This window comes from Ruegeria sp. H8 (genome assembly GCF_056532905.1).
The window spans coordinates 1-21047 of the sequence record NZ_JBQFNY010000007.1 but is presented as its reverse complement, the minus strand read 5'-3'; the positions used below and the strand labels follow the sequence as shown (position 1 = coordinate 21047).

General features: G+C 57.8%; 15 protein-coding genes. 8 read left to right on the top strand and 7 right to left on the bottom strand.

Features of this window, described 5'->3' with window-relative positions:
* Nucleotides 1–52: 52 nt before the first annotated feature.
* Both ACR0A2_RS15630 and ACR0A2_RS15625 read right to left on the bottom strand, forming a co-directional pair.
* On the bottom strand, nt 53–322 hold the full coding sequence (locus ACR0A2_RS15630; protein ID WP_152459709.1) for a CBU_0592 family membrane protein: 270 nt from the start codon (nt 320–322) through the stop codon (nt 53–55).
* Entirely contained in the window at nt 319–882 is a 564-nt protein-coding gene (locus ACR0A2_RS15625) for a helix-turn-helix domain-containing protein (protein WP_480447160.1), read from the bottom strand. The genes ACR0A2_RS15630 and ACR0A2_RS15625 overlap by 4 nt, the downstream gene beginning before the upstream one ends.
* A 107-nt stretch (nt 883–989) precedes the next feature.
* Here ACR0A2_RS15625 and ilvD point away from each other — a divergent pair, with 107 nt between their 5' ends.
* Nucleotides 990–2822: a dihydroxy-acid dehydratase gene (ilvD, locus tag ACR0A2_RS15620; protein ID WP_480447159.1), complete on the top strand. Its 1833-nt coding sequence runs from the start codon at nt 990–992 to the stop codon at nt 2820–2822.
* Between the two features lie 199 nt (nt 2823–3021).
* On the opposite strand, the gene ACR0A2_RS15615 is transcribed toward ilvD, so the two are convergent.
* Entirely contained in the window at nt 3022–3840 is an 819-nt protein-coding gene (locus tag ACR0A2_RS15615; RefSeq protein WP_480447158.1) for a sulfotransferase family protein, read from the bottom strand.
* A 143-nt stretch (nt 3841–3983) separates the two neighbouring features.
* Here ACR0A2_RS15615 and ACR0A2_RS15610 point away from each other — a divergent pair, with 143 nt between their 5' ends.
* Nucleotides 3984–5561, top strand: a complete 1578-nt coding sequence (locus tag ACR0A2_RS15610) for a DUF5928 domain-containing protein (protein ID WP_480835971.1) — start codon at nt 3984–3986, stop codon at nt 5559–5561.
* A gap of 330 nt (nt 5562–5891) precedes the next feature.
* A complete protein-coding gene (locus ACR0A2_RS15605) occupies nt 5892–9491 on the top strand; it encodes a flavoprotein (RefSeq protein ID WP_480835969.1) in 3600 nt (1199 codons plus the stop codon).
* On the opposite strand, the gene ACR0A2_RS15600 is transcribed toward ACR0A2_RS15605, so the two are convergent.
* The 3 genes from ACR0A2_RS15600 to ACR0A2_RS15590 form a co-directional block, all read right to left on the bottom strand.
* Nucleotides 9488–10651, bottom strand: coding sequence for a hypothetical protein (locus ACR0A2_RS15600; protein ID WP_480835967.1), 1164 nt, complete (start codon nt 10649–10651; stop codon nt 9488–9490). The two genes, ACR0A2_RS15605 and ACR0A2_RS15600, sit on opposite strands and share 4 nt — an antisense overlap.
* 20 nt (nt 10652–10671) lie before the next feature.
* Nucleotides 10672–13947 (bottom strand): adenylate/guanylate cyclase domain-containing protein, encoded by a 3276-nt coding sequence (locus ACR0A2_RS15595; RefSeq protein WP_480835965.1) that lies wholly within the window; start codon nt 13945–13947, stop codon nt 10672–10674.
* Between the two features lie 116 nt (nt 13948–14063).
* Nucleotides 14064–14948 (bottom strand): LysR family transcriptional regulator, encoded by an 885-nt coding sequence (locus ACR0A2_RS15590; RefSeq protein WP_480835964.1) that lies wholly within the window; start codon nt 14946–14948, stop codon nt 14064–14066.
* A 103-nt stretch (nt 14949–15051) separates the two neighbouring features.
* Here ACR0A2_RS15590 and ACR0A2_RS15585 point away from each other — a divergent pair, with 103 nt between their 5' ends.
* From ACR0A2_RS15585 to ACR0A2_RS15565, 5 genes are read left to right on the top strand one after another with little or no spacing between them, the layout of a single operon-like run.
* Entirely contained in the window at nt 15052–16494 is a 1443-nt protein-coding gene (locus ACR0A2_RS15585) for an aldehyde dehydrogenase family protein (RefSeq protein WP_480835962.1), read from the top strand.
* Nucleotides 16494–17468 carry a membrane dipeptidase gene (locus ACR0A2_RS15580; RefSeq protein WP_480835960.1) on the top strand — a complete coding sequence of 325 codons (975 nt, stop codon included), beginning with the start codon at nt 16494–16496 and terminating at the stop codon, nt 17466–17468. The genes ACR0A2_RS15585 and ACR0A2_RS15580 overlap by 1 nt, the downstream gene beginning before the upstream one ends.
* A 4-nt stretch (nt 17469–17472) precedes the next feature.
* A complete protein-coding gene (locus tag ACR0A2_RS15575) occupies nt 17473–19161 on the top strand; it encodes a hypothetical protein (protein WP_480835958.1) in 1689 nt (562 codons plus the stop codon).
* The gene (locus ACR0A2_RS15570) at nt 19158–19787 is read left to right on the top strand and encodes a DUF3726 domain-containing protein (RefSeq protein ID WP_480835956.1); all 630 of its coding nucleotides are present in this window, start codon (nt 19158–19160) and stop codon (nt 19785–19787) included. The genes ACR0A2_RS15575 and ACR0A2_RS15570 overlap by 4 nt, the downstream gene beginning before the upstream one ends.
* 11 nt (nt 19788–19798) lie before the next feature.
* A complete protein-coding gene (locus ACR0A2_RS15565; RefSeq protein ID WP_152459696.1) occupies nt 19799–20815 on the top strand; it encodes an Ldh family oxidoreductase in 1017 nt (338 codons plus the stop codon).
* Between the two features lie 8 nt (nt 20816–20823).
* Here the strand turns inward: ACR0A2_RS15565 and ACR0A2_RS15560 are convergent.
* Nucleotides 20824–21047 (bottom strand): transposase (locus ACR0A2_RS15560; protein WP_480835953.1); only part of this gene is annotated, 224 nt, incomplete at its 5' end.

Sequence of the window (21047 nt, the reverse complement as noted above, 5' to 3'; positions counted from 1 at the left end):
GCTTGATTTTTCCCTATACCCGGCGGCATAGGGGTTCAAGGCTGGATAGCGCTCACTTGGCGCTGCGCAGGCGGAAATGTTGGATAATCCCAATGAGGCTGATCAGAATCCAGAACCCTTCGATCAACATTGATGCGAGATTGAAGTTCTGGAGCAGGGAATAGACGATCAGCACCGAGCCCAGCAGGTTGATCACGGGAAAGGCCAGATCATCCGAGTTCATCATTCGCATCTGTGTTGCGAAATACGCGGCGACCACGATCAGAGCCCCGAAAGAGCCGATGGCGTCGACGATGGTCAGGCTGTCGAAAAATGCGGTCATGAATGGGCCTTGCCGTTCTCTACAAATTCGGTGTGTTGGGCGTAATGATGCATGTTCAGAAAGGCCGCCCCCGTTGGACCGGCGCGATATCCGTGCGGAAGATCGGCCGCGAAACGCAACCCCTGCCCGGCCTGTAGGGAAACCCACTCGTCTCCGCGCAGGATCTCAAGCGTGCCGTTCAGAACAAAGACCTCCTCGGTCACGCCTGTCGCGTGGGCGGGCGAATCGTGGCTTTGGTTCGGCTTGAGGTTGACGTGGAACGTCTCGGCCCCCAGAGCGGGATCGAATGGAAAGACGATCTTGACCTCGATCGTGCCGGGGAAAGTTACGGTCTGAAAAACCGAAGGGTCCCCGTTCACCGTATCGATCAACGCACTGAGCGGCAGTTGAAACCCCTTGGCAATTTTCCACAGCGTTGCGATGGTCGGGCTGGATTCGCCGCGCTCGATCTGCCCCAGCATGGCTTTGCTCACGCCCGTCATCTCGGCCACTTTCGACAGGCTCAGGCCCGATGCCGCACGCACGTCTCGCAGTTTCAGCGTTATATCGTCAGAGTTCATCTCGTCGTCCCGCGAATCCTCTTGTGCGTTATAGCGCACATGTGGTACGTGCGCTATAACGTACGAACCCCAAGACATGCAACCCGAGGCAACAGGGAAACAGCATCATGCCATTGTACCGATCCAGAACCTCAACCCACGGCCGCAACATGGCTGGCGCACGCGGCCTTTGGCGCGCCACCGGCATGGGAGACGATGATTTTGGCAAACCGATCATTGCCATCGTCAACTCGTTCACCCAGTTCGTGCCCGGTCACGTCCACCTAAAGGACCTGGGTCAGATGGTTGCGCGCGAGGTCGAGGCCGCCGGTGGCGTCGCAAAAGAATTCAACACGATCGCGGTGGATGACGGCATCGCAATGGGCCATGACGGGATGCTGTATTCGCTGCCCTCGCGCGAAGTCATTGCGGATTCGGTCGAATACATGGTCAACGCGCATTGTGCCGACGCCATGGTCTGCATCTCGAATTGCGACAAGATCACCCCCGGCATGCTGATGGCCGCGATGCGCCTGAACATCCCTGCCATATTTGTCTCGGGCGGGCCGATGGAGGCCGGCAAGATCGATATCGCAGATCTGGATGCCAAGAAAATCGACCTCGTCGACGCCATGGTCGCCGCGGCGGACGACAAATTCACCGACGAACAGGTTCAACACATCGAAGAGAATGCCTGCCCGACCTGCGGGTCCTGTTCTGGCATGTTCACTGCGAACTCGATGAACTGTCTGGCCGAAGCGTTGGGCCTGGCCCTGCCGGGCAACGGCTCGACACTGGCGACACATGCCGACCGCAAAGAGCTGTTCCTTGAGGCAGGCCGCCGCATCGTCGAGATCACCAAGCGCCATTATGACCTAGACGAAAAAGGTTTTCTCCCACGCGAGATTGCCACCTTCGAAGCATTCGAAAACGCCATGAGCCTCGACATCGCCATGGGCGGGTCCACCAATACGGTGCTTCATCTGCTGGCCATCGCGCATGAGGGTGGCGTCGATTTCACCATGTCCGACATGGACCGCCTGAGCCGCCGCGTTCCCTGCCTGTGCAAAGTCGCGCCCAACACCGAAAATGTGCACATGGAAGACGTCCATCGCGCCGGAGGTATCTTCTCGATCCTCGGAGAGCTCAGCCGCGCAGGCCTGCTGCACGAGGAATGCAACACGGTACATTCGGCCACAATGGGTGAAGCGATCGCCAACTGGGACATCAAGGTCGCCAACAATCCAAAGGCGCAGGAGCTGTTCAAGGCCGCCCCCGGCGGGGTGCGCACCACACAGGCGTTCAGCCAGTCCAACCGGTACAAGGAACTGGACACCGACCGCGAAGGCGGCGTGATCCGCTCGAAAGAACACGCGTTCAGCCAGGATGGTGGTCTGGCCGTTCTGTTCGGCAATATCGCCCGCGACGGCTGTATCGTGAAAACTGCTGGCGTGGACGCCAATATCCTGAAATTCACCGGCTCGGCCTACGTGTGCGAAAGTCAGGATCAGGCGGTCAACGACATTCTTACGGGCAAGGTGAAAGAAGGCGATGTGGTCGTCATCCGCTATGAAGGCCCGCGCGGTGGCCCGGGGATGCAGGAAATGCTATATCCGACGTCATATCTGAAGTCCAAAGGACTTGGCAAAGCCTGCGCGTTGCTGACCGATGGCCGTTTCTCGGGCGGCACATCAGGCCTGTCGATCGGCCACGTCTCACCCGAAGCGGCCGAAGGCGGTGAGATCGGTCTGGTTCAGAATGGCGACACGATCGAGATCGACATCCCCAACCGCACCATTCATCTGGCGGTTTCGGATGAAGAGCTGGCCACCCGCCGCGAAGAACAGGACGCAAAGGGGTGGGAGCCCGCCGCACCGCGCAAGCGCAAGGTGTCAACCGCGCTCAAGGCCTATGCCAAGCTGACGACAAGCGCAGCAAAAGGGGCTGTGCGTCAAGTCTAAGCACCTGCGCGACCGGCTTGCCGAGGCGGCGAGCCGGGTAATCAACCGCCCTCAAGAGCTCCCACGCCCAAATCGCACCATCAGCTTCGCTGATGCCACGTTTGGCCTTGGGCCCGGCGCCGCGCAACGCGCGGCGCCGGGCCCAACCGGAGGAGATGTTTCGCAAGAAATATCGACGACGGGCAGGAGCACCCCACCGTCAGTCGCCCAATTTGGCGTGGATTTCATCCAGATCGATTTCACCGATCGGCATCTTGTTCGCCGGGTTTTCGAAGTCGTATTTGAACAGCTCGAAATCCTGCTTGTAGATCTCGTAGACCAGATGCATTGACAGATCGTCAAAGTAGTCCTCGACCGGATGCGCACGTTTTGGCCCGTGCCCTTCGGATTCATTGAACCGTGGAATCTCGGACAGTTTGACCGGGTGCTTCAGATCGACACTGTCCAGAACATCCTGCATCCCGTCATTGAACGCTTCTGTCCAGAATATCCGGTCATAGTGACCGCCGTTCACGATGAAAGTGGACACGTGGCCTGACATCGCAGACCAGTGAATGTCCGGGTCCATCGGGCGCCGCCACCGGATCGTATCACGTGCAAACAGCAGAAACCGGCGGAAGCTGGCGATCTGGTCAAACTCTCCCTTGCCGTCGTCGCCGCCCACTTCGATCCCGTAGTTATAGATCAGCGTCGGCACCAGATTGCCGCGGTATCTCTTGCCGTTGCGCTGAATGCCACAGATCTTGTCAAAGAAAGAGCTGAGGATGCGGGTGTAGGGATTGCGCACGCAAGTGAACGAATAGGACGCGTGATTGCGCACATTGTTCGAGATCAGCTCCTGGCTCTGATCAAATGCCCATTTGTGCATGCCGTCCTTGGCATCATGGATGTCACCGTCGAAGAACTGACCATGATCCGAGAAATACATGATCTGACCAATGGTCGAGCAGGCACATTTGGGCACCACGCGGTACACCATGCTTTCGCTCTCGGTCATCCAGGTACCGGGAAACCCCATCTGCTGCGCCTCCTCCGCTGGCCAGGTCTCGATCCGATACGCCAGCTTTTGGTTACAAAGAACCAAAATTATTCTGTTTATTCAATCGTTCATCCTCAGTATCACGGTTGAAATCAGGCAGAAACGGATATTGCGTAATCTCAATGGCAAAAGTCGCCTATATATTGCTGTGTCACAAGGACCCTGAAGCCATCATTGCACAGGCCGAACAACTGACCGCTGTCGGCGATTGCATGGCCATCCATTTTGACGCCAGCGCCAGCGCCAAAGCCTATGAGCGCATTCGTTCCGCACTGGATCAGAACCCCAATGTGACCTTTGCAAAAAAACGCGTCAGATGCGGCTGGGGAGAATGGTCGCTGGTCCGGGCCACGCTGAACGCCCTGGAAGCCGCCGTGGAAAATTTCCCCCGCGCCACACATTTCTACATGCTGTCGGGTGACTGCATGGCGATCAAAACCGCTGAATACACGCACCGTTACCTCGACGATCACGACAAGGATTTCATCGAAAGTCACGATTTCTTTGAAAGCAACTGGATCAAGACCGGCATGAAGGAAGACCGGCTGATCTATCGCCACTACTTCAACGAGCGCACGCAGTCCAAGCGGTTCTATGCCGCCTATGAATTGCAAAAGCGCCTCGGTCTGACGCGGGACATCCCCCAGGACATTCAGATGATGATTGGCAGCCAATGGTGGTGCCTGCGTCGTAGAACCGTCGAAATGATTCTGGATTTCCTGCGTCAGCGCCGGGATGTGATCCGTTTTTTTTCGACCACGTGGATCCCTGATGAAACCTTCTTTCAGACGCTGGTGCGTCACCTGATCCCAAAAAACGAGATTGAAAACCGAACGCCGACATTCCTGATGTTCTCGGACTATGGAATGCCGGTCACGTTCTACAATGACCACTATGACATGTTGCTGGGCCAGGATTATCTGTTCGCCCGCAAGATCAGCGCCGAGGCGCATGAGTTGAAGGCCCGGCTCGGCTCGCTCTATGCAAGTGAGGGTGTCGATTTCCCGATCTCGAACGAGGGGCGCAATCTGTACGCGTTTCTCACCGGTCGCGGGCGTATCGGCCGCCGGTTCGGACAACGCTTCTGGGAAGCCGGAAGCGTACTCGGCCCGGAACGGGAACTGTTCGTGATCGTCTGCAAGAAATGGCATGTCGCCAAACGTCTCGTCGATCAGATCGCATCTGAAACGGGTATTCCTTGCGTAGAATACCTGTTCAACGAAGAAAATACGTTGCTGCCGGACCTGGGCGGGATCGAATCCACACTGACCAAGCGCTCTCGTCACCGGCGCGCCGTTCTGCGCCTGTTGTTCGACAGTTTCGGGTCGGATCAGCTGGTGCTGTGCCTTGACCCGGCCAATCTTGACACGCTCGAGGATTTCTGCGGCGACCAGGCCAAAACCCACGTGCTTGAGATCGAATGCGAATACTCGGACGACTATCTGATCGGCCACGCGCGTCGCGTCGGGCTGGCCGGAGACAACAGCCCAACGGAAACCGTTGCTTCCTTGCTGCCGACCCTTCGCAACGATCTGGGCTATGAATCCGAACGGATCCGCGCCGCCCGGCTGGACAATTACCTGCGCCTGCGGGAAACGGCCCCGCGCGTCGACAATGAAGCGGTTATTGCCAAGTTTCTTGGGGTTGGTGAAGACAAAGCCCAAGCCATCATGCAGTTGGATTACCTTTTCCTCGACTGATCCCCAAAGCCCTTCACAGATTGTCTGCCCGAAGGCAGACACCTTTGACCCGCGCAATCCAAATCACCGATGGCAGGTGTTCTGCCACGCAAGGCAGCAGCCGCCGCTGCAACTGCACTCGTGATTTTTATTCAAATATCGGATACTGTGCAGCCAATTGGGCCATTTTGTTCATACTTTTTCATCAGCAACACGGCCCTTGCCAGGATCAAGCACGGAAAGCAGGCAGGTCTTTTATTCTGAATGACCGGTGTCCGAGCTTCGAAGAACCAGAGGCACTGGCTGACCGAAGATTGAAATATTGCAACGCAACTCCGGGGGGACACAGTTGTGACCATAGATCAAATTTCCAAATCCAGACCTTACACCCCAAGCGACGCAGACTGGAAGATGATATATGATGTTCTTCCGGGCAAGGCTCAGATCGCCGACCCAGCCGTCATCAACCCACAATTCGAATGTATCGAGGTGACCGGAAACGCGGTTCTGCCAGCGAACGGCATGTATATCGTGCTGCGTGGCGTGGTTCAGTTGCGCCAGAACGGGAACCCATTGGCCAGCGCGGATGTCGGTGATTACTTCTATGAAGAACACCTTCAGATCTCGGATATCCCTGTCAGCCTTGAAGCGCTTGCGCTGGATGGAACCCGGTTGGCGTATCTATCCAGCCAGAACTGGCTTCAGATACCAGAGAGCGTCCGGCAACCCTGTTTTGCAACGATGTTTGGTGATCTGGTCAGCGTTCAGTTGCAGAATTTTCAGCAGCCAATCAATTGTTGCAGTGTCACGGCGGCCGCTCTCAGCATGTCGGCGCTGGGGTTCAGCTGCGAAGTGAATGACATCTTCCGCGAATGCGCATTGCCCTCGTCCTTTGTCGTGAACGACGGAATCTCGCTGGGCGAGCTTTTTGACGTCGCCTGCACCTACATTCACACGCAGGGGCTGCGCGAGAGGGTTCAGGTTCAGGCCTATTTCATGGACGCAGACACAACCAGTGTGCCGCTGCTGCTTGAGGCGATCGACGAATCCAACCGGCTGGGCGGTGACAACGACATTCTGGTGGCGAATTTCCAGGTCGGTCTTGCCCATGGCAACGAGACTATGCCCGGCGGCCATTTTGCCGTCATCGCCAAGTGTAATCCAAGCACGGGGCTGGTGCATATGATGGATGTGCACCCTGAGAAATACGGCAAGCTTTGGGTGACAACCGTCGAACGGTTGTGGCACGCCATGTCGGATCGTGACGGAACCTCGATGCGGTCCCGCGGCCTTTTGCGGTTTTCGGCACGGGCCGCGGTCAAGACGCACCTGAAGACCTTCAAGCAGCGGTGCAATTACGTCGACAGCACACGTTACCTGGCGAAAGACCCCAAGAAACGCCGCAACCTGTTCCGCCGGGCGACCCCCAACATGAACTCGATAGGCGTTTTGGTGGAAAGCCTCGCCATTCACGGCGACTACAGGGTGGACGAGGACGAGTTGCTGCGGGCGGCCCAGGTGTCGTTCACGGATACTGTCCGCCGGGTCGCCACCGCCAAAGACATGCACGACATGGTCGAAAAGTATATCAGACAATCCGAGAACCTGCATCTGAGCAGTTCGTTCCAGAGCTTTGAGACCCGCGACGACAAATCAATCCAAACCCCCGAAGACTGGTTCAAGGCGCAGTTGAAAAGCCTGACCCCCGACAGCAATCGCCACCTGATGATCAACATCGACTTCAATCGCGTCACCGGGATCGAGGCGATCCGCCCGCCGGACAACGTGTTCCGGGAAACTGCGTTGCTCGAAGAGTTCTGGTGCCTGTGCATAGACTATGACGAGGATGAAGACGTTGTGACCATAGTCGATATGAGTCCGGCAACCTCGCAGGTCTGGCAAGCGCCGCGGGGCAACATTTTCCGTGGTCTGCGGGATCTCGAAGACCCTGCATTGTTGGTGATCGAAGAGGTCGAACCGCCCGAAAACCCAAGCGATGTTGCCAGCATCATCAAGCACAATACGATGGTTCTGTTCTACGAGGACGAAGACCCGTGGTCCTATATGCTGCGCAGCATTCTTTCGAATATCGGGGCAACGACCGTCAAGCAGATCGACGTGGGCGGGCGCGATCCCAATATGATCAGGATGCGGCGGCAACTGGTGACGCTGGGCGAAAGACCGGACGTGCCGTATTTGTTTTTCAAAGGGAAATGCATCAGCAAAAGTGAAAAGCTGGAAGACATCGTAGACATGATCCAGGCCGGTGAATTGCAGGCCAGGATGCGCAAGGAAGGGCTGCCGGTATCCGAACTGAATGAAACCCCAAGCCTTGAGAAGAACCCGTTCGGCTACCCCAAGGGGGTGATGAATCAAGTAAACGCCGGAAAGCGAAACGTATTGCTCTGCGCCTGCGGGTCGTCGGCGGCGGACAAGATCCCCGAGCTTGTCGAACGTATTGTCGACGCGGGGCATAACGTGAAACTGATCCCGTCTGTTTCGGCCGAGAAGTTCTTTCGGGATTTCGGTGCCGAACGGATCGACGCCAAAATCACCCACAATGACTATTACCGCGACGATGACGAGTGGAATTTCCGCTATTTGAATTTCGACATGCCGGTGCGCGCCTCGCATCTGGCACTATGTGACTGGGCAGATTGCGTCATCGTGGCCCCCATCACCTGCAACACGATGGGTAAAGTTGCCAATGGCATCGCCGACAATCTTTTGACCTCGGTCTTCGTGGCTTGGCAATACCAGAAGAAACCAGTGATCCTCTGTCCCGCGTGCAATACAAATATGTGGAACAATATCACCACGCAGAACAACGTCGACAAGCTTAAGACGCTTGGGGTCGATTTCGTCGGACCGCGCGAAGGTCGCCTGTCGAACGGCCGAATGGGCATCGGCATGATGGCAACGCCGGACCAGATCATGGAAGCTTTGGCGGATGCGTTCGAGGAATTGGACGACCAAAAGTATCGCGTCTGCAAATGGGCGCGCGAAGCCGCTGCCGCCGACGACATCAACGAATGGAAGCGCGTGTTCCGCGCCATCGACGAAGGGGTCGTGGGCGTCAACATCGTGGACGAGGCCCATGGAGATTCACTGTTGCACTATGCAGCGGGCGGTGAAGGCGAACTGGGCGAAAGCGGCCATGATCTGGGCAAGCCGGATTATGAGGCCGCCCAAGACCTGATCGACAGGGATATCGACGTCAACATTGTCAACGATCACGGGTTCACCGCATTGCATGTGGCGGTGATGAACAAGGCACCGAAGATGGTGGAAATCCTGCTGCGGGCTGAAGACATGGATGCGACCCCGTGCATCGAATTCGTTCAGGGCATGCAGATCGAACCGGAAATCCGTTCCATGCTGGACGCCTGGGCGCAAGATCACAACCTGAAGATGGCAGACCCTGAACAGGGGCGTGACGAAAGCTTCGTGGCCGTCAAAGAACCCTCCTACCTGTATTTCACCTATGGGTCCCTGAAGCAGGGCTTCCCCAATCATGACGCACACAGCAAAGTTCTTAACGACTTCGTGGGAATGGCGCGCACCCGGCAACCGATGCCCCTGATCATCCCGAAGGAACCATTCTGCGACAATCCCAACTGTGGGTATCTGCATCGCATGGCAACCCTTGTGGATCAGCAGGGGATGGGCAAGCAAGTGGGTGGAGAGGTCTACCGTGTCACCGAATCCGGTCTCCGCGAACTGGACAGGCTGGAAGGGTATCACGGCCCCGGCTCACCCGAGAATGTCTATGTGCGCAAGAAAATCAACGTCGTCATCGACGGGGCGATGAAACCCGCATATGCCTATGTGATCGCGGATCCGGAAAAATACCTGAAAAGCTGGCGCGAGGGTACGTCCGAAGTGGTGAGCGACTACACGCTGGATATGGCGCAAGGCGAACCCAAACCCGGGTTTGAACCCGTGGCCTAACACTCCCGCGTGCTGATCGGTGGCGGTTCCGCGCTGTCCTTGATGCTGAGGTTATAGGCCGTGATCGCCACCATGCACAGCAGCACGAAGGGCCAGAAACTGGCCTTGGGAATCAGGTTGTCCCGATAATGGATGATCCGCAGCGACGGCACCGCCTCTGACGCGAAAAGGTACGTGTTGATCGAAACCGCCAACAGCATGAAATACATCAGGAAAAAGAACGACTCCATATAGATCACGGGCGATCCGGCGAATCCTTCGCGCAGTTGCACATGGGCCAGCAGGATCACGAAGAACAGAACCGAACAGGTGCCGATCACGCTGGACGTGCTGAAGTCATGCCGCTCTACCAGACCCTCGCGGCGCGTGACGGTCATGACCGCACCGAACAGCAGCATCACCACGACCAGCAACGGGATCATGTGAACGATGAACGCGTTTGCGAAATTGCGTTTGATGACGAAGTTGTAATGCAACTCGGGCGTGTTGGTCTGGTAAGCGTTCTGCCGGATGCCCAGCGTCGTATCCAGTTTCGACAGCTTGTAGTCGAAATAGGTGTTTTCTCGCTCCCACGTGCCCATCACGATCCGGTTGTCGATCCCGAAAATGTCATCCGGTCCGGTTGCCGGATAAGCCTCGAAATCAGGAACCAGCGCGATATTGACCTTGAAAGAAGCGGGCGAGAACCGCACCCAAACCGTTTTGTGATCGAAGGGATAGCTGGTGTAGTCGAAGCTCTGGCGCAGGGTTTGTTCAAAATACCAACCAATCAAGACGCCGTCGGGTTGTGACAAGCGGTATGCCTCTTTAACAAGGCCGTTTGCCGTATCGACCGCTTCGGGCAGAAGAAATCCAACCTCACCTTCGGCGGGAAGGATCGCATCATGTTCCTTTGCCTTGTAGTGCTGCCAGATATAGCCGGTAAGCCGCACGTCACTGGCGCCCAGAAAGCTGAACGACTTTATGAAAATCCCCGTTCTCAAACGATAGTCCGGCGCCACGTCCATTCTGCACAGATACGCATCTACCGAAGCCTGATCGGGCAGCTGCGTCAGGTCTTCCTCGAAATGGTTCAGTTCGATCCAAAGCTTGAGCAACAAGGCGGCCAACCCAAAGGTCAGCAGGCCAGAGATAAGCCAAACCTTTTTTTCGACGCTCATTCAGCCTCCTGCCTTGCCGCCTAACCGGTCAGAAAATCCGCGCGGCCCAGCAAGGATTGGGTAATGCCCATCGCGGTAAAATGCTCGGTCATACCGGCAAAACCGCTATGCTGTGACGGTGGAGTATTCTGCCTTCCGCTCTCGGCCAACAACCGTGTTTGACGAATGGACAAGTCAACCATCGGCAACGGCTCGTTCCTGGTGAACGCGGCAAGGCCTTCCGCATATTCAAGTGCGGCATCCCAATCACCACGCGCCAGCATGACGGCGCTGGCATCGGGGAAAAAGTGCAGATGGCTGTGGCCGACACATCCCTCGGCGATGATCTCGGAACCCAGTTTCAAAAGGCGCGTTTGCTCATCCGGGTCCGTTTCGGCCATCGCCAGGGCTGAAAGGGCCTTGGGTCCAACAAAGTTGCGGCCATGTTCAAGCGCAATTTCGACCGCTCGCAGACCGGTTTCACGTGCGCGCCCAACCTGGCCGGCATAAACCTGCGTTCTGGCCAGATGTTCCAACGCCTGCGCTTCAAGGCGTTTTGCGCCCACGCGCTCTGCGATTTCGGCAGAAACCCCAAAGGCTTCCAGCGCACGGTCGAGGCTGCCCAGAAAGGTCTCGGCCACACCAAGGCATGTTTGCGCGACACATTCCGGAACGAAGGCGAAATAGGTCTGCGAGATTTCAATCGCCTCATTGGCATCTGCTCGGCCCTGCCCGACATCCCCAGTATAGCTGCGCGCCACGCTGAGATTGTGCAAATTGGCCGCAAGGTCCCGAACCAGCCCTTTTTCGCGCGCCCTTTCAGCGGCTTGGGTATAGAACCCCGCCGCCGTCTTCATCGAGGCTTTCATGAAATTGGCGTCGCCAAATCCACTCAGCGCCCCAACCTCAAGGCGCGGGGATTCCAGCTTGCGGGCAAGCGAGAGCGCCCGCTCGTTGGCCTTCAGCGCTTCTTTGTTCCGGCCCAGCGGGAAATAGACGTTGCCGCGCACATAGCTTATCTGGGCCTCATCTTCCTCGGACCCGCAGCGCTGTGCTGCTGCCTCGGCCGTGTCGAGCGCTTCCAGCGCGTCCTGATACAGGCTTGCTTGCCGCGCCGCCTGCGCAAGCCCGATATGGGCCCGGGCGATTTGCTCGTCTGTTTCAGCCAAACGGGCGGCGTCTTTGAACTCGTCCAAAGCTTCGTTTGACAACCCCTGCAACCGATGGGTTTCGCCCCGCGCGCACAGCAGGTCAAATCGGACACCCGCCGGGGACGGCAATTCCAAAGCACGCTCGATCAGCGGGCTGGCATCGTCGAACCGGAAGGCCTGAATCAATTTGTCGGCTGCTTCCAGATAGGCTTGTGCCGCGTTATTGGCCCCGGCCCGGTCCAGATGCTGGGCGCGCAAGGTTGCATCCTTGTCTTCGAACCACTGAGCCGCCTGTCGGTGCAGACGGGCACGTTCGGATTTGACCAATGTTGCATAGGACCCGTCCCGGATCAGCGCGTGGGTAAACATGAAATCGGGCCCTGCCTCTCGGATCAACGCCGAGCGGATCAGGTTGCTTGTGTCCAGATGCCCTTCACCCAGAATAAAATTCAGAACTTCGGGCGAGAACCGTTGACCCAGAACCGATGCCGCCTGAATGGCGGTTCGACTGGCGCGATCCAGTGCATCCAATCGCGACTGAACGATACCCTGAATACTGCCCGGCACAGTTTCCTGTTTGAGCACATCGGTGTTTCGCAACAGCTGTTCCAGAAACAACGGATTTCCACCGGCGCGCTGGACGCAGGTTTCCAGCAAGTCGCGATCGATGGCCCGGAACTCTTCGACCAGTTGCCTGACGTGCTCTTCTCCCATCGGTGCCAGTTCCAGTTTTGACACCAGCGCGCCATCCGTGGCCATCTGCCAGTCTCTGTCGATCGGATCGCCCTCGGCCCGGCTGGTCATCATCAACACACAGGGCGTGTTCCGCGTCACCGCGGCGATATGAGAACACGCCGCCAGGATGTCGGGCGTCGCCCAGTGGATGTCTTCAATCTGAATAAGCAAGGGCGATTCCCGACTGCTGGCGGAAAGCAGCTCCTCCAGCACCTGACGCCGCCCGCGCAGACGGGTCTTATTGTCCATTACCGCATAGACCTCGGCCAGGCCCGGATCCTGCTCGAGTTCAAGCAAAGCATTGAGATGCGCAGCGTTGGAAGGGCTGACCCAGCCTTTGGCAATGGCCTCTTTAGCAACGGCCGCCCCGGTTTCCGCCCCGTCTGACGCTTCAAGCCCCAGAATGCTGCGTGCAACGGTCTGAATGGCTGAATGACCTTCGCGCGCGCCGAAATCCATCACAACGCCGTTGTGGATCGTGTAGGACAGGCTTGTCGCCAGTTCCGCCACTTGCTCGGACAGGTGGGATTTTCCAATTCCGGGTTCGCCCAGAACGATATGCACTTCACCTTTTCCATGGCGTTGGCATCGGTCGAATGTGGCCGAGAAAATCGACATCTCGCGCTCGCGCCCGATGAATTTGTGCCGTCTGGTCCGAATGTTCCTGGCTAACCGGTCCAGACGCCAGACCTCAACCGGCTCGTTCAACCCCTTGATCGCCTTGACCCCGATGGATTCGCCCACGAACAACGGGCCCAGCGCGCGTTGAATGTCATGTGAGACCAGAGTCTCGCCGCCCCCTGAGATATCTGTCAGCCGAGACGCCAGATTCACCCCATCTCCTGTCACCGTATATTCCGTATGCGACTGGCTGCCTGTCGTACTGGCGATGACCTGACCCGAAGAGATACCGATATGGCAGGACAGCGGCGGCGATAACGTCGGAAGAACCGCGTGGATTTCAGCTGCCGCCCGTGCTGCCCTTTCCGTGTCATTGGTATGTGAGATCGGCGCTCCGAAAACGGCCATGACCGCATCACCGATATGCTTGTCGATGCGTCCGCCGTATTTTTCGACCACATTGTCCACTTTGCTGAAGAACTGATTGAGCAACGCGTGCAGATCCTCGGCATCCAGCTTGCTGGACATTTTCGTGAACCCGGTCAGGTCCGCAAACATCACCGTGACCTGCCGCCGCGCAGGTTCGTGCGGCGCTGCGGGTTCAGGCTCTGCGGCGATCTGCGAGGAATCAAGTTGCTCGATGGCACGCAAAAGCCGCCGACGATCGCCGACAGCGGTCACACCGATTTCGATCAGATCCTCGGCCGTCAAATCAGGCAGAATGGAAAAGTCGATCTTGTTATCAATGAAGGCCTGCGCGTACTCGTTTAATCCATTTGCGCTCAACCAGCCCCTCAGGTCTTGAGACATATCGCCCCTCTGAAGTCCCCCACTTCAAACGAGAACCTAGCATGGCAGCGGGCGTGAGTCTGCAAAAACCAAATTAATTTGTGATTTTGAGCAGGGTTAATCCCCTTTTGATGCATTCACAGGCTTGAATTTCCAAATCCACTCGACAGGACAAATGAACGGCAGACTTCCGAGATTTCTCGGAATCGCGACCTTTCCCGGACGTATAGATACACCTCGCGCCTGTCCGGCAAATCTGAAATCGGACGAAAGGCGACTGCGTCCGGGATGAATTGCGCGACGGTCTGCGGCAGGACCGTGATCCACTGGCCTGCCCTGACAGTCGTGATCAGGGAATGCGTGTTGTGAATGGTGACCTCGGCCCTGTCCAAAATCTCTCGGAAAGGCGCGGACTCGATAAAGTCACACAAGGCGTTTCGCACGAAAGGCTGAGCCACCAGATCGCAAATGGCTGGCGGTTCCGCCCGTGTCATCAGCGGATGATCGGACGCTGCAACCAAGCCGAAACGGTCCTGAAACAGCGGCTCTGCACTGATCCCGTTCAGTGGAAAATGGCCGGACGCTATGCCGATATCAGACGTGTCCCCGGCGACCGCATCCAGAACCTGCTGCGAATCTCCGTCGCGCAGCTCGATCTTCAGGCCGGGAAAGCGAGACGTCATATGATCCAGCAGGGCAGGAAACACCAACGCCCCCACGGACGGCACGGATACGATACGGATCAACCCGTGCTCGGCCTGTGCCGCCAGTTCAATATTCTGAACGGCCTGGTCAAAATCCCGCACCTGTTTGAGCGCAAGCTCAAGAACTTGCTGACCCAGCGGTGTAAGGTGGTTTTTCCGTTCGCCTTCAAACAGTTTTTTGCCAAGATGCTCTTCGAATTGTTTCAACATCATTGAGACCGCGGATTGCGTGCGGCCCAAACGGCTGGCTGCCTCGGCAAGATTTCCGGTTTGGGCCACGGTGCAAAAGCACCGCAGCATTTCAATTTTCACGGCCATGCTTCAATCTTTCTGAAGTTTTCTAAAGTTATTTGAGTTTGACTGATGTCGCCGGCAAGTTCCATCCTTTCGCAAACTGAAATTTGCGAATTTGGGGCCCGACGTGACCAAACTGAATCTGATTGCCGGCGAATGGCTGGCTGGCGAAAGCGAAATCGAAAACCGCAACCCATCGGATCTGAGCGATCTGGTCGGCATGTTCGCGCAGGCCAGTGCTGATCAGCTTGAGACAACGCTGGATCAGGCGCGCGCGGCCCAGGTGGAATGGGCGGCTTATGGGTTGGAGCGCAAGCAGGCCGTGCTGAACGCCATCGGCAACGAACTGATGGCCCGCGCCGAGGAGCTCGGCACTCTGCTCAGCCGTGAAGAAGGAAAACCGCTGGCCGAGGGCAAGGGCGAGGTCTACCGCGCCGGTCAGTTCTTCACCTACTATGCGGCCGAATGCCTGCGACAGATCGGTGAGAATGCCGATTCCGTGCGCCCGGACATCGAAATTGACGTGCGCCGCGAAGCTGTTGGCGTGGTTGCCATCATCAGCCCGTGGAACTTCCCCACCGCGACGGCCTCGTGGAAGATCGCCCCGGCGCTTTGCTATGGCAACGCGGTTGTGTGGAAGCCCGCCAACATCACCCCTGCCTCGGCCGCGGCCCTGACCGAAATCATAGCGCGGCAAGACATCCCCAAGGGTCTGTTCAGCCTGGTGATGGGCTCGGGCCGTTCCATCGGTCAGCGCCTTGTGGAAAGCCCCAAGGTCAATGCGATTTCCTTCACCGGATCGGTGCCCGTGGGCAAAGGCATTGCCGCCGCGGCGATCCAGAATCTGACCAAGGTGCAGATGGAAATGGGGTCCAAGAACGCGCTGGCCGTCATGGATGATGCCGATCTGGATCTGGCGGTGACGCTGGCGCTGGGCGGGGCATTCGGCGGCACCGGTCAAAAGTGCACGGCTTCGTCGCGTCTGGTCGTCCACGCCGGTATCCATGATGCCTTCGTCGAAAAGCTTGTGGCCGGTGCGCAGGCCATCAAGGTCGGCCACGCGCTGGAGGACGGGGTTCAGATGGGTCCGGTCGTCAGCCAGCAGCAATTGAATGAAAACCTTGCCTATGTCGAACTGGGCAAAACCGAAGGCGCCGAGCTGGCCTGTGGCGGTCAGCGGCTGGAGATGCCCCATGACGGTTTCTACATGTCGCCGGGCGTGTTCCTGAACACTACCAACGACATGCGCATCAACCGCGAAGAAATGTTCGCACCGCTGACCAGCGTCATCAAGGTCGGCAGCTATGACGAGGCGCTGAGCGTTGTGAACGACACCAATTTCGGCCTGACCTCGGGCATCGTGACCAAATCACTGGCCCGTGCCACCCATTTCCGCCGCAACGCGCGCACCGGGGTGGTGACGGTGAACCTGCCCACCGCGGGTACCGATTACCACGTGCCTTTCGGTGGCCGCGGCGACAGCTCGTACGGACCCCGCGAACAGGGAAAGGCGGCGGCTGAATTCTACACGACCGTCAAAACCGCCTATATCAGCGCAGGCCCTGTCTGATGCGGATTGATGGCCTGCAATATGCCAACTGGTCGGAAAAGATCTTCCGCCAGTTGCGCGAAGGGGGCGTGGACGCGATCCACGTCACCATCGCATATCATGAGAATTTCCGCGAGACGGTTCTGAATTTCGAGAAATGGAACCGCTGGTTCGAGCAGTACCCGGATCTGATCATGAAAGGCCGGTGGGCCAGCGATATCGACACGGCGCGCGAAACGGGCCGGACCGCCGTGTTTTTCGGATTTCAGAACCCTTCGCCCATCGAAGACGATATCGGGCTGGTCGAAATCCTGCACGATCTGGGCGCCCGGTTCATGCAACTGACCTACAACAACCAATCCCTGCTGGCGACCGGTTGCTACGAGGCCGAAGACACCGGCATCACCCGCATGGGCAAGCAGGTCATCAAAGAGATGAACCGCGTGGGCCTTGTGGTCGACATGAGCCATTCGGCAGACCGTTCCACGATCGAGGCGGCTGAAATCTCGGACCGGCCCATCGCGATTACACATGCCAATCCGCACGAATGGTCCCCGGCCCTGCGCAACAAGCGCGATGACGTCATCCGCGCGGTAACGGAAAAAGGTGGGATGCTGGGCTTTTCGGTCTACCCTCACCACCTGAAAGACAAGTCCGATTGCACGCTGGAGAGCTTCTGCGAAATGATCGCCCGCACTGCCGACAAATACGGGGCCGAACATCTGGGGATCGGTACCGACCTGTGTCAGGATCAGCCCGACAGCGTCGTGGAATGGATGCGTGTGGGGCGTTGGACAAAAGAGATCGACTATGGCGAAGGCTCGGCCTCGGCGCCGGGATTCCCACCGATGCCGGGTTGGTTTCAGGACAACCGGGACTTTGGCAACATCGAAAAAGGGTTAAGCGCGACCGGCCTGAACGATGACGAAGTGGCCGGGATCATGGGCGGGAACTGGTATCGGTTCTTTGCCGAGAACTTCGTCCCACAAAGGTAACCAAATGGAACCACACGCGCAGACAGAGATCGCCAGACGTGACCCATCCACGGTCATGCGGCTGTCACGTTTGGGATCGTTGCACCAATGTCGGCTCAGCTTTATGCGGCAGCTGACGCGTCGCATGGCCGAAGAAAACTGGAGCTTTTCGCGCCCCGCGTTCGAAATTGACAACAAGGGTGTGGGCCATGCGGTCTATACCGCGCAAGGCCCCGATCGGGCCTATTCGCTGGTCGCCTTTGCCCATGACCTGCCGCCCGAACAACGATCGGACCGGGTGATTGCCGAGGCTTGGGATACCACCTTTACCTTGTTTGACGGCATTCCAACGGCGGACGATATCGACCGTCTGTCGCAGAATGTTCCGTTGCAAGAAGCCGGACGCGTCAGCGAAGCCGAACTGTCCCTGTCGCGGGCGAACCGTTCCGTACGGCTTTGGGCTCATGTGGTGGATCAGCTTGCTGCGGGACGGCAACCCGACCTCGAACAGATCTACAAGGTCGGCTATCTGATGCGGACCACGGCCGTTTATGGTTCGGGCAAATTCGGCGCGGCGGACCGCGAAAAGACAGCCGGCCGGTCCGAAGTCAGCGGTCCGTTCCAGATCGAGATGCTGTCGGTCTATCTGACCCGCGCCTTTGTGCGCGATCTGGTACAGCACATGGCATGGGTCAAAGGCCGAGACCAGACCGCAGAGCTTGATCCGGACATCGCGCGCTGGCTGGGTATCGGGAATTCGACCGGCCTGGGTATGGCACCGTTCATCGTCAATCACCCGGTACTGTTCAACAACTGGATCATAGTGCGCGAGGAGGCGATCTCGCGCGTTCGGTCCATTGATGTGGCTTCGGCGGATGAGGCACGTGTCTTTTGCGATGTCTTTGCACGCTGCAAACGGTCAATCGCCTGGTGGCGATCTGAACACCCGGTGCAGATGGAAAAGCTGGCGGCGCTGAATTCGGATCTGCAAGAAATCGAAAAATACCTGGCCAAGGATGATCTGACACAGAATCACCCCTGGAACCGTCTGATCCTTTGGTCCGAAACCGCGCTGACCGAAGAAGGTCAGGAGCTGCTGGCCTCTTTGATCCTTGAACCTTACGGCGCGCTTGTTGACGGGCTTGCGAGCTGCATGGCAGACACCGACGCCTCTGCACAGGTGATTGATGGGACCATGCCGGTATCAGCGGTGCGTGCGTTGATCCGGAACAGCTTTGATTGGGCTTTGAACCTTGATTGGGCCGCCGCCGAAAACTGCGCGCGGGCCTGGTACGTATCCGAAGAAAAGCTGGAACCCCGGCTGGGCGAGCGGTTCGAAGAGCCGATCTCGGATTATGAACAACCTCTTGCACCGGCGCGGGATGCAACCTTGGCTTTCGCAGCGTTGCAGAACTGGCCAGATGACGCTCCGATAGCAGAGTTTCTGTTGCGCCATCCGGAACACCGCCACAGCGTGCGCCGCGCGCAAATCAGCCGTATCGCTCCCTACGGTGAAATTCGAGACAACACGATCAGCGCGCAGGTGATGCCCATTGATATGCTGCGCGCCAAACTGTCCTTCTTTGGGGCGACGCATTTCGACCCGCGTTCGGATCGGTGGGTGCGTATCTGCATGTATGCGGGCGCGCCCTACCCGGAAGAGCTGAACACCGCGAACGCCGATCTTTGGGTTTATCCGGAGGTTGCGCAATGACCTTCTCGTTGAACGAAGTGGAAGCCACCGCCAAACGCGCAACCCGTGGGGCTGGATATGCCTGGGGTGTGGCGGAAGAAGCTGCGAAAGCAACCCGATGGCTGTGCGTCCAGGGGTTTGACGGGCCTGCGATCCTGGCCCAGTTGCTTAAGCAGAAATTTGCGCCGCACCTGGAACATCACATCCCAGAGGCCCGGGACGGCATGTGGTCCGGCGCCCGGGATCTGTGTCCCCTTATGACCGGATCGGCATTATCAGATTTCCCGGACGCCCTGTCGCAAGGCAAAGTTCTGATTTCCAATGTTGCCGCTCCTCTTCTGTTGCTGCCCTTTGTCGCCACCATGGCGAAAAAGCGGAAATCGACTTTGGAAATCACATTGGACGGGGTTTCAGCGACCACTGATGGTGTTCATCTCAGCTGTGAAGATTTCGGAATGGAGAGGGCAAATCGCGTCGGGATAACCGAAACCGGCCGCATCAGACCCACCCGTTCCATGCACAGCCGCGCTGACCCGGATCCGGGGGCGTGGCAATTCCTCAACACTGTGGCGCATCGCACCTATGCCCCCGCAACTGAAGAATCCCGACTGCTTGGCGCTGGTTCAGGCTTGTCAGACAACGATTGAAGGACCACCCGATGACCGAAACCAGAACCCTCTCGCTTGCCGAAATCGAAGAGCTGTCATTCAATGCGCTGGTTGCCGCCGGCACAAGCGAAGAAAACGCACGCCCTTTGGCTGTTGCCACAGCCGCGACCGAGGCAGACGGCGTGGCCAGCCATGGGCTGGCGTATATCCCGATCTATTGCGAGCATGTTCAATGCGGCAAGGTGGACGGTCAGGCAAAACCTGCCCTTGAAACCCCGCGTCCGGGCCTCATCCGCGTCGATGCCAAAACCGGGTTTGCACATTCGGCCATTGATCTGGGTTTCGAGGCGCTGATCCCTGCGGCACAGGAACAGGGCATCGCCGCATTGGCGATTACAAACAGCTACAATTGCGGTGTGCTGGGCTATCACACGTATCGGCTGGCCCAGGCAGGGCTGGTCGGATTGGGGTTCACCAATGCGCCAGCATCCATCGCACCTTCGGGCGGATCGAAACCTGTCGTTGGGACCAATCCGTTCTCGATCGCTGCACCGGGAACAGATGGTCAACCCGCACTGCTGATAGATCAGAGCGCCAGCACCATCGCCAAAAGCGAAGTGATGAAGCATGCAAGGGAAGGCAAGGCCATTCCCGTCGGATGGGCGCTGGACGCTGACGGCAACCCGACAACGGATCCTGACGTTGGACTGAAAGGCAGCATGGCTCCCTCGGGCGGCTACAAGGGCGTGGGTGTTGCTTTGCTGACCGAAGTCATGGCCGCAGCCCTTACCGGATCGACACTTGGGTTGAACGCATCGCCTTTTTCCGGAACGGCCGGTGGCCCCCCGAAAACGGGGCAGTTCTTCATTGCGATTGATCCCGTGGCGTCGTCCGCAGGTTTGTTTTCAAACGCCATGGCAACTCTGGTTGAGTCGATCAGATCTCAGGACGGCGCGCATCTGCCAGGTGATGGCCGCCGCAAGAGCCGGCTTTCGTCAAGCAAAGCGGGAGTTGCAGTGAACTCCGCAACCCTGTCAAAGATTGAAGCAATTTTGGGCTCAGGCTAGGTCAGGATTCATAACCAGTAAATTAAGTTTGCTACGAGTGCGATGGCTGATAGGAAGACCTTGGGACAACGGTCACAGCGTGTCGCCACGCGCCTCCAATCCCTAAGCCTGCCAAACATAATCTCAATGCGGTTTCGCCGCTTGTATCTGCGCTTGTCGTACTCGACAGGCGTCTTTCGCTGCTTTCGCCCGGGGATGCAGGCGCGTATCCCTTTGTCTTTCAACGCTTCTC

Excerpts from the sequence above, each read along its gene's own strand:
- ACR0A2_RS15565 (WP_152459696.1), top strand. The coding sequence starts at position 19,799 with ATGACCGAAACCAGAACCCTCTCGCTTGCCGAAATCGAAGAGCTGTCA.
- ACR0A2_RS15590 (WP_480835964.1), bottom strand. The coding sequence starts at position 14,948 with ATGGCCGTGAAAATTGAAATGCTGCGGTGCTTTTGCACCGTGGCCCAA.
- ilvD (WP_480447159.1), top strand. The coding sequence starts at position 990 with ATGCCATTGTACCGATCCAGAACCTCAACCCACGGCCGCAACATGGCT.
- ACR0A2_RS15600 (WP_480835967.1), bottom strand. The coding sequence starts at position 10,651 with ATGAGCGTCGAAAAAAAGGTTTGGCTTATCTCTGGCCTGCTGACCTTT.
- ACR0A2_RS15625 (WP_480447160.1), bottom strand. The coding sequence starts at position 882 with ATGAACTCTGACGATATAACGCTGAAACTGCGAGACGTGCGTGCGGCA.
- ACR0A2_RS15580 (WP_480835960.1), top strand. The coding sequence starts at position 16,494 with ATGCGGATTGATGGCCTGCAATATGCCAACTGGTCGGAAAAGATCTTC.
- ACR0A2_RS15630 (WP_152459709.1), bottom strand. The coding sequence starts at position 322 with ATGACCGCATTTTTCGACAGCCTGACCATCGTCGACGCCATCGGCTCT.
- ACR0A2_RS15615 (WP_480447158.1), bottom strand. The coding sequence starts at position 3,840 with ATGGGGTTTCCCGGTACCTGGATGACCGAGAGCGAAAGCATGGTGTAC.
- ACR0A2_RS15610 (WP_480835971.1), top strand. The coding sequence starts at position 3,984 with ATGGCAAAAGTCGCCTATATATTGCTGTGTCACAAGGACCCTGAAGCC.
- ACR0A2_RS15575 (WP_480835958.1), top strand. The coding sequence starts at position 17,473 with ATGGAACCACACGCGCAGACAGAGATCGCCAGACGTGACCCATCCACG.
- ACR0A2_RS15570 (WP_480835956.1), top strand. The coding sequence starts at position 19,158 with ATGACCTTCTCGTTGAACGAAGTGGAAGCCACCGCCAAACGCGCAACC.
- ACR0A2_RS15595 (WP_480835965.1), bottom strand. The coding sequence starts at position 13,947 with ATGTCTCAAGACCTGAGGGGCTGGTTGAGCGCAAATGGATTAAACGAG.